This window comes from Neobacillus niacini (assembly GCF_048572935.1).
GTDB lineage: Bacteria > Bacillota > Bacilli > Bacillales > Cytobacillaceae > Neobacillus > Neobacillus niacini.
The window spans coordinates 581,862-595,000 of sequence record NZ_CP183883.1; the positions used below are offsets into that span (position 1 = coordinate 581,862).

Sequence of the window (13,139 nt, forward strand, 5' to 3'; positions counted from 1 at the left end):
CAGCGTTAAAGCGGTGGAGGATTGTCCCCAAAATTTTATCTTCCTATAGTGCTTTAGGAAGAGTTTCCGTAGTTTCTTTGGAATTTTCGACAGGTTTCTCCCCTATCGTTTTATCGTATTTTTGCGGATTCAAACAGATTTTCACAAGAGATCCAAATACCACTAATCCTAAGAATAGTGCGGGTACACCACCTAGGTTGTTAAGCATTTTTACTCCATCGATACTAGCAAAACTAATCATGGACCAAGAAATCAAACTAACAGCAATTCCCCATAAAACTTTAACCAATAGTCCTGCTTCAGGCTTTTCAGGTGTAATACCCGTTGAACTGATTCCACTCATAGCTGCCACATTGGAATCGCAGGCAGTAACAAACGTGATAAAGAAGACGAATAAGAAGAACGGAATAATAACTGCGGCCCAAGGTAAGTTAGAGAAGAATTCATAGATGACGGCTTCAGGTCCACTCGTTGCAAGGGCATTTGAAAGGACGCCATCAACCATATCCATTGAAATAGCCGTTCCACCAAATACACTCATCCATATCATCCCAAATACTGCTGGTAGAACAAAGTTAACTAATATAACGGTTTTCACTTTGTACCCATAGGCAATTCTACCAAGGAATAGTGATAAAATTAACGCCCATGCAAACCAACTCGCCCAATAAAAGGTTGTCCACCACTGCGGCCACGGGTCACCGGCTGCTGCCCCCGTAAATAAACTCTTCTTGAAAAACTCTGTAAGGTACACACCAAACGCTTCTGTACTAGAATTTAAGATGAAAGGAATAGGACCAACTAGAAAGACAAAGGCTAAGATGACATAAAAAGCTTTCATATTGATATCAGAGAGGATTCGAATACCTTTCATCAAACCCGTTGCTGCTGAGATTAAGAAGGTGACGGTCACAACTGCAGCGACTATTCCCCATAATACCGGTGAAGAACCAATACCTGTTATGTGTTCGATTCCTCCAGAAAGAGTCAAAATACTAGTACCCATCGAAGCAGCCATTCCTAGGGCTAATGTATACAAACAAATCGCATCGATGATTGTTGAAGTACTCTTATTAATCTTATTACCAAAAAGCGGCGAAAGCGTGGAGCTTAAGCTATAGGGTTTTTTCATATTGTAATAGACAAACGCAAAGACAACAGCAGGTACACAATAGATTGCATATGGAGTGAACGTCCAGTGCAAATACAAGGTCGACAAAGAGAACAAAGCCGCCCCTGGACTATTCGGATCAAGGCCAAGCGATTCCGGTGGTGTGGATAAATGGTAGATTGGCTCTACAATACTCCAAAAGGTAAGAGTGGCGATGGTAGTAGTTAAGGTAATGGCAAACCAATTCGAGAATTTTAGCATCGGTTTCGCATGTTCCCCACCAATTCGAACATTTCCAAGCGGTGAAAAGTAAGCAAAAATACATCCACCAACCATAAGTAAACCGCCTAAGCTAAATAACCAGCCTAAATTTGCAATCACCCAATTATTTGCATTCGTCGTCATACTTATAAAGCTTTCCTTATTCGTGAAACTTAAGATAGATGCCCCGATTAACAATAGAAAAGGCGGCCAAAAAACTGCATGTCTGATATTATTCAAAATTCTTCCCCCACTCACTTGAGATATCGCTTACATTTCTAAATATTTTTCTTAAGATGTAGTATTTCTAATTTGCCAATAAGGTTTTGCTCAGCCCTCCTTATTCCATCAGTCTGTTCGCATTATGAACTTAAAGTGCACGTAGTGAACCTGTTGTTTTGATTATAGAAGGGACAGAAAATTGTGTCAATAAATAATTAATATATTTTGAGATAATTCTGTAAATTACTGCTTAATAACAGCCAATAAATATATAAGAATTTACTAATTTACATGAGAAACATGAAATTATCCTTTATGTTAAAGAAAAAAACCACTCCCTAATTTAATAGGAAGTGGTTTTTGATATAGATATAAATTTTTCACTGACTACTTCACAGAATGAAGGAGAAATAGCAATAAACTATTTCTCAGATGCTTGGCTCAAAAGCCTTACATCATGCCGCCCATTCCACCCATACCGCCCATGTCAGGCATTCCGCCTTGACCAGCTGGTTCTGGCTTGTCAGCAACAACTGCTTCAGTTGTTAAGAACATTGCTGCTACAGACGCTGCGTTTTGAAGTGCAGAACGAGTAACCTTAGTTGGGTCAACGATACCAGCTTCGATCATGTTTACCCACTCACCGCTAGCAGCGTTGAAGCCTGTTCCAACTTCTTCGCGCTTTAAGCGGTCAACGATTACAGATCCTTCAAGACCAGCGTTGTGAGCGATTGTACGAACTGGCTCTTCGATCGCACGTAAAACGATGTTTACACCAGTTTGGATATCGCCTTCAGCTTGGATTTCAGCAACCTTGTTGTATACGTTAAGAAGGGCAACACCACCACCGGATACGATACCTTCTTCAACCGCAGCACGAGTTGCGTTTAAAGCGTCTTCGATACGAAGTTTGCGCTCTTTTAATTCAGTTTCAGTTGCAGCACCAACTTTGATAACTGCTACACCGCCAGCTAATTTAGCTAAGCGCTCTTGTAATTTTTCACGGTCAAATTCAGAAGTAGTTTCTTCTAATTGAACACGGATTTGGTTAACACGAGATTGGATCTCTTCAGTTGCACCAGCACCCTCAACGATTGTTGTGTTTTCTTTCGTTACAACAACCTTAGAAGCGCGTCCTAAAGATGTGATTGTAGTAGTTTTCAATTCACGGCCAAGCTCTTCAGTGATTACTTCACCGCCAGTTAATGCAGCGATATCTTCAAGCATTGCCTTACGACGGTCACCAAAGCCAGGAGCTTTAACAGCAACTGCATTGAATGTTCCGCGAAGTTTGTTCAATACTAAAGTAGAAAGTGCTTCACCTTCGATATCTTCAGCAATTAACAATAATGGTTTGCCTTGTTGAACCACTTGCTCAAGGACAGGAAGGATTTCCTGAATGCTTGAGATTTTTTTGTCTGTGATTAAGATATATGGATTTTCTAATACAGCTTCCATTTTATCTGTGTTTGTTACCATGTAAGCAGAAGTATATCCGCGGTCAAATTGCATACCTTCAACCACATCTAACTCAGTTGTGAAGCCTTTTGATTCTTCGATTGTGATAACGCCGTCGTTACCAACACGCTCCATCGCTTCAGCAATTAGTTGTCCTACTTCTCTATCATCAGAAGAAATAGCAGCAACTTGTGCGATAGACTCTTTGCCTTCGATTGGCTTAGAAATAGCCTTTAAGCCTTCAACTGCTACAGTGACTGCCTTTTCAATCCCTTTACGGATACCCATTGGGTTAGCACCCGCAGTTACGTTTTTCAAACCTTCACGGATCATTGCTTGAGCAAGAACCGTTGCAGTAGTTGTTCCGTCACCGGCAACATCGTTTGTTTTGCTAGCTACTTCAGCAACAAGCTTCGCACCCATGTTTTCAAATGCATCTTCTAATTCGATTTCTTTCGCGATTGTTACACCATCATTTGTGATAAGTGGTGAACCAAATTTCTTTTCAAGAACCACGTTACGTCCTTTAGGTCCAAGAGTAACTTTTACTGCATCTGCTAACGCATCAACACCACGAAGCATTGAGCGGCGTGCTTCTTCACTAAATTTAATTTCTTTAGCCATGTTCAAAAAACCTCCTCGTATTTTTTAAACTCAATATTGTTTTTAAAAAATCCTTATTGTCCAACTACAGCAAGGATATCGTTTTCGCGTAAAATTAAATATTCGTTTCCTTCAAACTTCACTTCTGTACCAGAGTATTTTGAGAAGATAATACGATCGCCTACAGAAACTTCAAGAGCAACACGTTCGCCACTTTCAAGCACTCGGCCTGTACCTACGGCAACAACTTTTCCTTCTTGAGGCTTTTCCTTAGCTGAGTCTGGTAACACGATACCGCTTGCAGTTTTTTCTTCTGATTCGACAAGCTCAATGACAATACGATCACCTAGTGGTCTTAACAAATCAAACAACCTCCTCAAATAGATATGTAATTCTGACTTATTAGCACTCTCTTAACATGAGTGCTAACACAATTCTTATAATAATAAATGGAAAAAAATTTTGCAAGTATGAAGCAGTAATTTTTTATAATTTTTTGCAACCTTACAAGTATGTGATTTACAAGCAGGAATATACATAGTTTTTAAAGAGAATCTTTAAAATTGAAACAACCCTGCCATTATTAGTAGAATGAAGAATAGGGTAAAATATTTTCATTAGCTGCCTAAAGGAGATTTATTAATTTGAAAAGGGAATATTGGATTATTTTAATTGTCTATATAGCCATGCAGTTATCAAGCCTAGTAGGAATTCCTGGACTGATGTTCCTATTTGGCTATTTAGGGATGAATCAAGGGCTCGTTGTTCCCTACTGGTTAATTTTCAGCTTCACCCTTGCTCTAATCATCATTTTGTTCGTTTTAAGAACAGAAATGAAGAAATCAGGATTGAATGAAAGGGGCAGTTCCTTTGGCTTTGCCGCCGTCTGGGCTGTATTTGGGGTATTTCTAGCTTTATTCGCACAAGCTCTCGCTGCAAATATTGAACGGCTTATCGGGGTTGAGATGGGCTCAGAAAACACACAGCAAATTCTTACCATCATCGAATCCTTTCCGCTGGCCATCTTAGTAAGTTCGGTAATTGGCCCCATATTAGAGGAAATTGTTTTTCGAAAAATTATTTTCGGTACTCTCCATAAACGACTTAACTTTTTCTTCTCAGCGTTAATCAGTTCTGTTGTTTTTGCCTTAGCCCACATGGAGCCGCATCATATACTGCTCTATTCCGCAATGGGCTTCACTTTTGCATTTCTTTATGTAAAAACAAAACATATCCTTGTACCGATTTTTGCCCATGTTGCGATGAATACATTAGTTGTCGTTATTCAGTCAGTTTATAAAGATGAAATTAATGAAATCATTCGTGAGGCAGAAGCTATTCAAAACTTTATCGGAGGCTTTCTATGAGACGTTCACCCTTGTTTTCCGGGATTATTTATATCGTGCTCGGCTGTTTATTTACTTATTTTGCAATTGAAGATGTCACCCTAAACGGATGGGGGTTCTTCAGTTATCTGCTCGTTATTCTAGCGACTTTCGATTTCGGATCTGGTTTAAGAATGATTTTCTTTTACAATCGGTATAAAGACAAAATAAAAAAATAATCATTTAAAAAGCCTTTTCACTTTTTCATGTGAAAAGGCTTTTCCTTTATTCTTCTATTTCCTCTGTTGGGTAGTGTTTCAGGAAGTAGATAAGTGATTGTAATTCGACGGCCAAATCGATATGATGGACCCTTATGGATGAAGGAACATTTAAACGTGCAGGGGTAAAATTTAATATCGCTTTAATATTGGATTTTACAAGTCGATCTGTAATCACCTGAGCGACTGGAGCAGGTACCGTCAGGATTGCAACATGAATATCATCATTGCTTAATACCTTCTCAAGCTCATCCATATGGTACACGGGTACATCCCGGATTGTCGTTCCCATTTTGTTCGGATCCACATCAAACGCACATTCTATCTTTGTATTATTATTCTTTAAAAAGTTATAATTTAGAAAGGCAGTTCCAAGATTACCTACCCCAATTAACGCTACTTTTGTTAATTCATCTTGATCCAGTGTTTTTCGAAAGAAGGTTAATAGGTAGTTGACATTGTAGCCATATCCCTTTTTCCCTAATGCACCAAAATAAGAAAAATCCCGGCGAATCGTTGCTGAATCCACCTTCACTGCCTCACTTAATTCTGCAGAAGAAACCCTCTGTTTACCTGAAGAGTGAAGATTCTTTAAAAATCGATAATATAAGGGCAGCCGTTTCGCTGTCGCTTGTGGTATTTTCATTGTTTCGTTACTCATACTCTCCCACCCCTCATAAAAAGTTGTTCATTTATCTAACTTGTTCGGTTCGGTGGAAATCCCCATTTTTCCCACCAGTTTTTTCAACCAAATAGGTTTTTCCAATAACCATACCTTTATCTACTGCTTTACACATATCATAAACAGTAAGTGCGCATGTGGAAGCAGCTGTTAACGCTTCCATTTCAACACCTGTATTTCCTTTTGTTTTGACAGCAGCTGAAATATTCAATGTATAAGCGGCATCGTGTTCCTTTTCCCATGAGAATGATATATTAACTCCCGTCAAAGGTATAGGATGGCACATCGGGATTAAATCCCACGTTTTCTTTGCCCCCATTACCGCAGCAACTTGTGCTACTGCAAGAACATCGCCTTTTTTCATTTCATTATTTGTTATTTTATCATATATTTCTTTACTAACCGTAATGCTGGAATGAGCAAGTGCCGTACGAGCCGTTTCTGGCTTATCGCTAACGTCCACCATTTTCGCTCTTCCTTCTTCGTTAAAATGAGTAAATTCAGACATAAACAGTATCCTCCCACAAAATCATACTATATTTTTAACATTTTGTCTGTGAAACTTTGAGCGAATGATGACGAATTTACATTTTTTTCTTTAAGTATTCCTTCTTATTTTCTCCAATGACATCCCACTTTATTGCCGACATTGGTGGAATAAGGTACACTTGTTTTAGTAATAGAGGTGAAAAAAATGATATTATTACAAGTTAATCAACTAGCAAAATACTATGGTGCAGACCTTATTTTATCGAATATAAAATTAGAATTACAAACTCGGGACCGTGTTGCACTTGTCGGGCGTAACGGTGCAGGGAAATCGACATTATTAAAAATTATTGCTGGGCATTTGTCACATGATGGCGGCGAAATTATTAAGCCAAAAGGGGTAAGCATTGGCTATTTGGCCCAGAATACTGGACTAGAATCAAATTTATCGATTTGGGATGAAATGCTGACCGTATTCGAATCACTAAGAGCTATGGAAGCGTCACTTCGACAACTCGAGGTTCAAATGTCAGATCCTGCTGCAATAGCGGACACAAGCAAATACGAGAGAATCCTAAATGAATACGATCAACTACAAGTGAAATTTAAAGAACAAGGCGGTTATCAGTATGAAGCAGATATTCGTTCTATCCTGCACGGATTAAATTTTCACGATAATACTGTAATGATCTCTTCTTTAAGCGGCGGGCAGAAAACGCGCCTTGCCTTAGGGAAACTCCTTTTAACCAAGCCAGATATTTTAATCCTGGACGAGCCTACCAACCATCTTGATATTGATACTCTTTCCTGGCTCGAACAGTATTTACAAGGCTATGACGGGGCGATATTGATCGTTTCACACGACCGCTATTTTCTTGATAAAGTTGTGACACAGGTTTATGAAGTCTCACGTAAGCAAATTCAAAAATTTATCGGTAACTACAGCGCCTATCTTGATCAAAAAGCGGCGAATTATGAACGCGATTTGAAGCTTTATGAGAAGCAGCAGCAGGAGGTCGCTAATCTTCAAGACTTTATCCAGCGTAACCTTGCCCGCGCGTCTACGACGAAACGAGCTCAAAGCCGGCGTAAAAAACTGGAGAAAATGGATTTGATGGACCGTCCTTTAGGTGATGAGAAGTCTGCTACCTTCTCCTTTGAAATTGAGAAACAAACTGGAAATGATGTACTTAGTGTGGACTCCTTAGCAGTTGGTTATGATGGACAAAAAGTATCTGAGAATATTTCATTGCGGGCCTATCGTGGTGAAAGTATTGCCTTAGTTGGTCCTAACGGTATCGGGAAGTCTACGCTTTTAAAAACCATCATCAAAAAACTGCCTGCACTTGCTGGTACCATTCAATATGGTGCAAATCTAGCAATAGGATACTATGACCAGGAACAGGCAGAATTGACCTCTAATAAGCGGGTTCTGAATGAACTTTGGGATGAATGGGCGTTAAAAAATGAAAAAGAAATACGGACAGTCTTAGGTAACTTCCTGTTTTCAGGTGACGATGTATTAAAAATAGTGTCAACATTAAGCGGCGGTGAAAAAGCAAGATTGGCACTAGCCAAATTAATGCTTGAGAAGGCAAACGTTTTAATATTGGACGAGCCTACGAACCATCTGGACCTAGACAGTAAAGAGGTACTTGAAAATGCACTAGTCGACTACCCTGGTACCATTATTTTTGTATCACACGATCGATACTTTATCAATAGAATAGCCACCAAGGTCCTGGAGCTTAGTAAGGATAGCAGCACAGAGTATCTAGGTGACTATGACTATTATTTGGAGAAAAAGCTTGAGGAGGAGGAGCTCAAGGCTTTAGAGAGCGCAAGCGTCGTAAAAAAACAGACCGCTTCCGAAGTTCCAGATAAAAATTCGTATCTTCAAGATAAAGAAAGTAAAAAGCTGGAGCGTCAGCGTAAGAGAAAATTAGAAGAGATAGAATTACGTATAGAAGAGTTGGAGGCACTTATTCAGGATAACGATGAAAAGTTATGCGCGCCTGAAATATTTCAGGACCACGAGAAAGTGCTAGAAATCAATTTAAATAACGAAAAGGCGAAGTCAGAGCTTGAACAGTTAATGGACGAATGGGCTGAACTGGCTGAATAGCCAAATAAGGGCTTGGATAAAGATATCCAACCCTTATTTTATTGGAATCGTTAAAATGTCTGTTTTTGCTCCATCCTTTGCTGAATATACAAATAGCTCAATTGAAACTTTTTCTTTTGTCAAATACTCCTTATCAATAGTAATGTCAAAGTTCCCCCATGCAGGTGCACCCTCTGTTTGATAATTATTTTCAAGCAATATCTCCGTGCCAGAGACAACAGCATATTGAAAAACACCTTCAAACACTCTTGCCTTACCCCTTAGGGACATACTGCCATCCTCCAAGGTTGAAACACTTACCTCCTTAAATACATCATTTCCAAACTGATTATTCTCTTCCTCTTCTTGTATATCCTCTTCAACTGTAACATCTGAGTCTTTCTCCTCATCCTCTGTTACATCAGGTTCTTTTTCACCTTGATCTGTTTCACCCGAATCAGTTCTATTTGGTTCCTTACCATTTTGTGTTTTAGAATCTTGGCTGCAGGCAGTTAAACTAAGAAATAAAACCATTAATAATAGCATTAATTTTGCCTTCATTCTATGCTCCTTTTAAATACATTATTGTTTATTAATTATATTCACCTATTTTAACGTTTTGCATAGCAAAAAATTATCTTACATTTTCACTAACTAATCGACAAATTCCGCGAAAAACCACCAATTTTCTCCTCATGATACCTTTTCCACAACTTTATTAACAATAAAAAACTTAGTGTTTAGGGTCTATTCACACTTTTCCACATTATCCACAGAAAAAACTCTACTTATCCACATTGTCCACAAAATAACGGTGGTTTATCCACATAATTCAGTTAATGCACATATTTCTTGTAAAAGGTTATCCACAAAAATGTAGGTTCTTAACCCCAAAAATTGTGGATTAACCGACAGGCACCTTTATTTCGACTGATTTTTCATCGACATTGCTTTTGTTCACAATCCCGCCTTGATTGTTGCCCAATTTTCCTCGTCTCTATTTTATCGACACAATCCGATCTTAATCGTAACCAATTCTCCAATAAAAAAAGCCCTTCTTATCCAGAAGGACTCTAAACTAATTGTATAATTCAATGTCTAAACCTGGGTTTGCATTTAGTGAGAGGTCAGCGCGAACCCCTTTATCAAACATAATGCTTCCTGCGGCAGCAATCATGGCTGCATTATCTGTACACAAATTTAATGGCGGTATGACCAAATCAATATCAGCTTTTGTTGAAAAGGCTTTTTCAAGCTCTCTTCTAAGACCTTTATTAGCTGCAACACCACCAGCTAATAGCACTTGTTTAACCTTATATTCTTCGGTTGCTTTGACTGTCTTTTTCACCAATACTTCAATAACACTTTCCTGAAAACTTGCGGCAAGGTCCTCTGGTGCGATCGTTTCACCACGCTGCTCAGCATTGTGGACAGTGTTAATAACCGCTGATTTTAATCCGCTAAAGCTGAAATCATATGAACCTTCTTCCAGCCAAGCCCTTGGCAAATTGAGCGTATCGCTGCCCTCTTGAGCCAGCCGGTCAATATGTGGTCCACCAGGATAAGGAAGTTTTAAAGTCCTTGCAACTTTATCATAAGCCTCTCCTGCAGCGTCATCTCTCGTTTCACCAATAACTTCAAAATGCCCCTGCTCCTTCATATAGACTAGCTCCGTGTGACCTCCAGATACCACTAAGGATAGAAGAGGGAAGGTAAGTTCTTTAACTAATCTATTTGCATAAATATGTCCTGCTATATGATGCACAGGAACAAGTGGAATGTTATGGGCAAATGCTAGGGCTTTAGCTGCATTAACACCAATTAACAACGCTCCAACTAAACCTGGCCCTTCTGTTACGGCAATGGCATCCAACTCAGAGAGTGTTATGTCTGCCTCTTTTAAAGCCTCTTCAATGACAATCGTCATTTGTTCAACATGATGACGGGAGGCAATTTCAGGTACGACTCCTCCAAATCGCTTATGACTTTCAATTTGGGAGGCAACCACATTTGCAGCGATCTCTCTGCCATTCTTAATAATAGCTACAGCTGTTTCATCACAGCTCGTTTCAATTCCCATAATCCACTGATCTTTTATCATATATTCACCCACATCACTAATGCATCCTCTTGATTATCTGTATAATAATTTTTCCGGATGCCGCCATTTTGGAATCCTAACTTACGGTAAAGAGATTGTGCAACATTGTTTGTTACCCGTACTTCAAGCGTCATGCTTCTTGTTCCCATATCCTTCGCCACAGTCATCATTTTGCGAAGCAATGCTTCACCGAGCTTTTTGCCTCTATAAGAAGGCAGAATTGCAACATTCGTTATATGTGCTTCATCAATTACTACCCATGCACCAACATAACCAATAATCTTTTGGTCTTCTTCCAAAACGATATAAACTGCAAATTTGTTATTATAAATTTCATTATAAAAAGCTTCTCTGCTCCATGGAGTAGCGAAAGAGGCATGTTCTACCTCTAAAATTTGATCGATATCCTCTTCCTTCATATATCGAAAAACAAAAGAATCTACCATATTTCTTTAATCCTATCCTTTTAAAATTTTCCCATTTGCCTCTAACCACTTCGCCTCTGCCTCTGCTAAACGGATATAGTTAGGAACAAAGGAATGAATGTCTTCCCCTTGTTTATCTTTACCTAATAAAGCCAGCTCCGAAGGACGTGGATTATGCTCCGTAATCGCCGCAAACACTGCCTGGGTGCTTAGTGTTTCTTCTATCACAGCTTGATGAAGCGGCAGGTCGTTCCCAACAAACAGAATCGGTTTGTTTACTTCCTTTAATGTAGCTGCCCAATCAACGGACAAAACTAAGCGGTCTTCTTTAACCGTCGTAAGCTTCCCACTTTGGTATTCATAGAGCCCTGTATAGACTTGTCCTCTTCTCGCATCAATAAGGGGTGATATATACCCATCAAAGTATCTTCCTGCCCCAGCTGCCATAATTTCAATACTAGACACGCCAACCAATGGAATCTTTAAAGACCAAGCCAATGTTTTGGCAATGGTAACGCCAATACGAACGCCAGTATACGACCCTGGACCTTTCGCCACCACTATTTTTGATAGCTGTGCTGGTACTCTTTCACAATCCTTCATAAGTGTCTGAATCGCTGGCATAATTCGAACCGAGTGATTCTTCTTTAAGTTAGTAATATATTCACCAAGAACTTGATTTTCTTCTATAAGCGCAACTCCTAATGGATAATTAGAAGTATCAATCGCTAGTATGGTCATTTAGAAAAATCTCCTTACATAATTGCTCATATCTTTTTCCTTTTGGAACAAACACTATTCTTCTTTTTTCAGGACCCTCGTGATATAAATTAATTGTTAATAACTCTTTTGGCAGCTGTTCCTCAATTAAATGAGCCCATTCTACAACCGTAACCCCATCACCCTCAAAATATTCATCAAAGCCTAAATCCTCGTAGGAATCGGCAACCCGGTATACATCCATATGATACAAAGGCAATCTGCCCCTATACTCTTTTATTATGGTAAAGGTAGGACTGTTAACGGTTTTCTTTATATCTAGTCCCTTTGCTAACCCCTTTGTAAAGGTGGTTTTCCCTGCACCAAGATCTCCTTCAAGACAAATGACATCGCCTGAATGGAGCAACCTTGCAAGATTAGAAGCCAGCTGGAATGTTTCACTGGGTTCTTTTGTATATTTTTCATACTGATTCATATAATCACCTTTTATTCTAACATAGCTTATCTCTATCTACATTCTACCTTAATTTTGTAAAAAAAAACCTTAGGATAGCTCCTAAGGATGTCCATTTACTATGTATTTTACCTAACTTTCGCTATTTAAGCAAAAAGGCATAAAAAAAACGAAACAACGTTTCGCATTTTAAAAGATATAGTGGCGGTCTGGACGGGACTCGAACCCGCGACCTCCTGCGTGACAGGCAGGCATTCTAACCAACTGAACTACCAGACCAAAGTTTTTTCAAGTATTTTCTTGAAAAAACTAATTGCGGGGACAGGATTTGAACCTGCGACCTTCGGGTTATGAGCCCGACGAGCTACCAGACTGCTCCACCCCGCGACAATAATATTAGTGACCTATATATTATATGCTTTAACAAATAATATATGTACACATTTTTAAAAATAATACAGCCTGGCAACGTCCTACTCTCACAGGGACAAAGTCCCAACTACCATCGGCGCTGAGAAGCTTAACTTCCGTGTTCGGTATGGGAACGGGTGTGACCTTCTCGCCATTATTACCAGACTGTTTTTGAGGTATCATTCCCTCAAAACTAGATAATCAGAAGAAGTGTGTAAAAACGAGTTCACCTTAAAATTGGTTAAGTCCTCGAACGATTAGTATCAGTCAGCTCCACACGTTACCGCGCTTCCACCTCTGACCTATCAACCTGATCATCTTTCAGGGTTCTTACTAGCTTGACGCTATGGGAAATCTCATCTTGAGGGGGGCTTCATGCTTAGATGCTTTCAGCACTTATCCCGTCCGCACATAGCTACCCAGCGATGCCTTTGGCAAGACAACTGGTACACCAGCGGTGCGTCCATCCCGGTCCTCTCGTACTAAGGACAGCTC

Annotated in this window: 13 protein-coding genes, 2 tRNA genes and 2 rRNA genes (1 of these 17 only partly in view); 3 read left to right on the forward strand and 14 right to left on the reverse strand. The window is 39.4% G+C overall.

All coding sequences use genetic code 11. The annotated features are described in order from the left end of the window. Positions 1–43: 43 nt before the first annotated feature. The 3 genes from ACN6MT_RS02560 to groES form a co-directional block, all read right to left on the reverse strand. Positions 44–1,612 (reverse strand): BCCT family transporter, encoded by a 1,569-nt coding sequence (locus tag ACN6MT_RS02560; protein ID WP_419954703.1) that lies wholly within the window; start codon positions 1,610–1,612, stop codon positions 44–46. A 432-nt stretch (positions 1,613–2,044) separates the two neighbouring features. Further along, positions 2,045–3,676, reverse strand: a complete 1,632-nt coding sequence (gene groL / locus ACN6MT_RS02565) for a chaperonin GroEL (protein WP_419954704.1) — start codon at positions 3,674–3,676, stop codon at positions 2,045–2,047. Between the two features lie 53 nt (positions 3,677–3,729). Then, on the reverse strand, positions 3,730–4,017 hold the full coding sequence (gene groES / locus ACN6MT_RS02570) for a co-chaperone GroES (protein WP_283863119.1): 288 nt from the start codon (positions 4,015–4,017) through the stop codon (positions 3,730–3,732). Positions 4,018–4,299: 282 nt separating this feature from the next. Here groES and ACN6MT_RS02575 point away from each other — a divergent pair, with 282 nt between their 5' ends. Next, complete coding sequence (locus ACN6MT_RS02575) at positions 4,300–5,022, forward strand: CPBP family intramembrane glutamic endopeptidase (RefSeq protein WP_419954705.1); 723 nt, start codon at positions 4,300–4,302, stop codon at positions 5,020–5,022. Beyond that, a complete protein-coding gene (locus tag ACN6MT_RS02580) occupies positions 5,019–5,219 on the forward strand; it encodes a YdiK family protein (RefSeq protein WP_063253362.1) in 201 nt (66 codons plus the stop codon). Before ACN6MT_RS02575 ends, ACN6MT_RS02580 begins: the two co-directional genes overlap by 4 nt. 46 nt (positions 5,220–5,265) lie before the next feature. On the opposite strand, the gene ACN6MT_RS02585 is transcribed toward ACN6MT_RS02580, so the two are convergent. Together ACN6MT_RS02585 and moaC are read right to left on the reverse strand one after the other, a co-directional pair. Next, positions 5,266–5,919, reverse strand: a complete 654-nt coding sequence (locus tag ACN6MT_RS02585) for a redox-sensing transcriptional repressor Rex (protein ID WP_419954706.1) — start codon at positions 5,917–5,919, stop codon at positions 5,266–5,268. A 31-nt stretch (positions 5,920–5,950) separates the two neighbouring features. Continuing rightward, positions 5,951–6,448, reverse strand: a complete 498-nt coding sequence (moaC, locus tag ACN6MT_RS02590) for a cyclic pyranopterin monophosphate synthase MoaC (RefSeq protein ID WP_063253360.1) — start codon at positions 6,446–6,448, stop codon at positions 5,951–5,953. Between the two features lie 186 nt (positions 6,449–6,634). Here moaC and ACN6MT_RS02595 point away from each other — a divergent pair, with 186 nt between their 5' ends. After that, positions 6,635–8,554 carry an ABC-F family ATP-binding cassette domain-containing protein gene (locus ACN6MT_RS02595; RefSeq protein ID WP_419954707.1) on the forward strand — a complete coding sequence of 640 codons (1,920 nt, stop codon included), beginning with the start codon at positions 6,635–6,637 and terminating at the stop codon, positions 8,552–8,554. A gap of 33 nt (positions 8,555–8,587) precedes the next feature. Here ACN6MT_RS02595 and ACN6MT_RS02600 read toward each other — a convergent pair whose 3' ends face one another. The 9 genes from ACN6MT_RS02600 to ACN6MT_RS02640 all read right to left on the reverse strand — a co-directional run. Then, complete coding sequence (locus ACN6MT_RS02600; RefSeq protein ID WP_419954708.1) at positions 8,588–9,094, reverse strand: Gmad2 immunoglobulin-like domain-containing protein; 507 nt, start codon at positions 9,092–9,094, stop codon at positions 8,588–8,590. A 517-nt stretch (positions 9,095–9,611) separates the two neighbouring features. Continuing rightward, the gene (gene tsaD / locus ACN6MT_RS02605; protein ID WP_419954709.1) at positions 9,612–10,634 is read right to left on the reverse strand and encodes a tRNA (adenosine(37)-N6)-threonylcarbamoyltransferase complex transferase subunit TsaD; all 1,023 of its coding nucleotides are present in this window, start codon (positions 10,632–10,634) and stop codon (positions 9,612–9,614) included. After that, positions 10,631–11,080 carry a ribosomal protein S18-alanine N-acetyltransferase gene (gene rimI / locus ACN6MT_RS02610; RefSeq protein WP_063253357.1) on the reverse strand — a complete coding sequence of 150 codons (450 nt, stop codon included), beginning with the start codon at positions 11,078–11,080 and terminating at the stop codon, positions 10,631–10,633. Before rimI ends, tsaD begins: the two co-directional genes overlap by 4 nt. Positions 11,081–11,092: 12 nt before the next feature. After that, complete coding sequence (tsaB, locus tag ACN6MT_RS02615; RefSeq protein ID WP_419954710.1) at positions 11,093–11,800, reverse strand: tRNA (adenosine(37)-N6)-threonylcarbamoyltransferase complex dimerization subunit type 1 TsaB; 708 nt, start codon at positions 11,798–11,800, stop codon at positions 11,093–11,095. Next, positions 11,781–12,254, reverse strand: coding sequence for a tRNA (adenosine(37)-N6)-threonylcarbamoyltransferase complex ATPase subunit type 1 TsaE (tsaE, locus tag ACN6MT_RS02620; protein ID WP_419954711.1), 474 nt, complete (start codon positions 12,252–12,254; stop codon positions 11,781–11,783). Before tsaE ends, tsaB begins: the two co-directional genes overlap by 20 nt. A gap of 181 nt (positions 12,255–12,435) precedes the next feature. Continuing rightward, positions 12,436–12,512, reverse strand: a tRNA-Asp gene (locus ACN6MT_RS02625). A 34-nt stretch (positions 12,513–12,546) separates the two neighbouring features. Beyond that, positions 12,547–12,620: transfer RNA gene (locus ACN6MT_RS02630), tRNA-Met, on the reverse strand. 73 nt (positions 12,621–12,693) lie between these two features. Beyond that, positions 12,694–12,809 (reverse strand): 5S ribosomal RNA (gene rrf / locus ACN6MT_RS02635). A 72-nt stretch (positions 12,810–12,881) separates the two neighbouring features. After that, positions 12,882–13,139: ribosomal RNA gene (locus ACN6MT_RS02640) — 23S ribosomal RNA — on the reverse strand; it runs 2,679 nt beyond the window's last position.

What these genes read in the sequence shown, in the direction of transcription:
- groL (WP_419954704.1), bottom strand. Translation starts at nt 3,676, where the DNA reads ATGGCTAAAGAAATTAAATTTAGTGAAGAAGCACGCCGCTCAATGCTT.
- ACN6MT_RS02580 (WP_063253362.1), top strand. Translation starts at nt 5,019, where the DNA reads ATGAGACGTTCACCCTTGTTTTCCGGGATTATTTATATCGTGCTCGGC.
- ACN6MT_RS02585 (WP_419954706.1), bottom strand. Translation starts at nt 5,919, where the DNA reads ATGAGTAACGAAACAATGAAAATACCACAAGCGACAGCGAAACGGCTG.
- moaC (WP_063253360.1), bottom strand. Translation starts at nt 6,448, where the DNA reads ATGTCTGAATTTACTCATTTTAACGAAGAAGGAAGAGCGAAAATGGTG.
- ACN6MT_RS02595 (WP_419954707.1), top strand. Translation starts at nt 6,635, where the DNA reads ATGATATTATTACAAGTTAATCAACTAGCAAAATACTATGGTGCAGAC.
- ACN6MT_RS02600 (WP_419954708.1), bottom strand. Translation starts at nt 9,094, where the DNA reads ATGAAGGCAAAATTAATGCTATTATTAATGGTTTTATTTCTTAGTTTA.
- tsaD (WP_419954709.1), bottom strand. Translation starts at nt 10,634, where the DNA reads ATGATAAAAGATCAGTGGATTATGGGAATTGAAACGAGCTGTGATGAA.
- rimI (WP_063253357.1), bottom strand. Translation starts at nt 11,080, where the DNA reads ATGGTAGATTCTTTTGTTTTTCGATATATGAAGGAAGAGGATATCGAT.
- tsaB (WP_419954710.1), bottom strand. Translation starts at nt 11,800, where the DNA reads ATGACCATACTAGCGATTGATACTTCTAATTATCCATTAGGAGTTGCG.
- tsaE (WP_419954711.1), bottom strand. Translation starts at nt 12,254, where the DNA reads ATGAATCAGTATGAAAAATATACAAAAGAACCCAGTGAAACATTCCAG.